The following is a 975-nucleotide window of genomic DNA, read 5'->3' as shown; positions in this document are numbered from 1 at the left end:
CGTTTTATTTTGTTGTTTGGTCATTTTAGCCAAGATATCCACCACATCCATTGCACGTTTAGAATCTAGGCTGGCTGTTGGTTCGTCAGCGAAAATGATTGAAGGATTATTATATAAGGCGCGCGCAATCGCTACACGCTGCCTTTCACCCCCAGAAATTTGCTCTGGAAATTTATTTTTTAACTTTTCAATACCTAGTAGTTCCAGTAAATCTAATTGGCTTTTCTCTTTTTTAGATAGTTTATCTACTAGTTTCAATTGGTCAGATACTTTTAGGAATGGAATAAGATTTGACGCTTGCAAGATAAAACCTACTTCTTCAAAACGAATGCGCGCCCGCTCTTTTTCTTTCTTTTCACTAAAGGGTTTGTCATTAATCATTACCCTACCTTGTGTCGGTTCCTGTAAGCCGGCAGCAATACTTAAAAAGGTACTTTTTCCTGAACCAGATGGACCGATAATAGCAATAAATTCACCTTTCTCTGCTGTAAATGACGTTTTTTCAAGGGCCACAATTTCCGTGTCCCCATCTTTAAATTTTTTCTGTACATTTTCAATTGTTAATACACTCATAATGACCTCCTAGGCGATTGCTCTTGCTGGATCGACGTTCACTATTGTTTTCACTGAGAATAAGGCACCAATTAATGAACAAAGTAAGATCAAGCCACCAACTGCTAAAAAGAACAGCCAATTGATTTGCGTGGGCACCTGAGCTGGTAGGAAATAAATGCTCAAAATGGTTACTGCAACACCTAGTACTAGACCTATTAATGTAAGGATAAAGGTTTGCACAACCACTGAACGACCAATTGTGCCTGTTGAAATACCTTGAGCTTTCATCACGCCAAATACGTCAATTTTTTGAATAGTCAGTACGTAAATAAAAATACCAATCACGACCGCTGCAATTAAAATTAAAAAGCCAATCATGAAAATAAATGTGAGTAACTGTGCACTATATCCTGGTAAATT

2 protein-coding genes are annotated in these 975 nt (G+C 37.5%); both read right to left on the bottom strand.

Going from position 1 to position 975, the window contains the following annotated elements:
- Nucleotides 1-573 (bottom strand): ABC transporter ATP-binding protein (locus tag ACRCJ0_RS15580; RefSeq protein WP_431391101.1); only part of this gene is annotated, 573 nt, incomplete at its 3' end.
- Between the two features lie 9 nt (nucleotides 574-582).
- The coding region (locus ACRCJ0_RS15575; protein WP_431391100.1) for an FtsX-like permease family protein at nucleotides 583-975 on the bottom strand (393 nt) is incomplete at its 5' end.

The organism is Aerococcus sp. L_32 (assembly GCF_050689315.1).
This window is presented reverse-complemented; position numbering and strand designations above follow the sequence as displayed.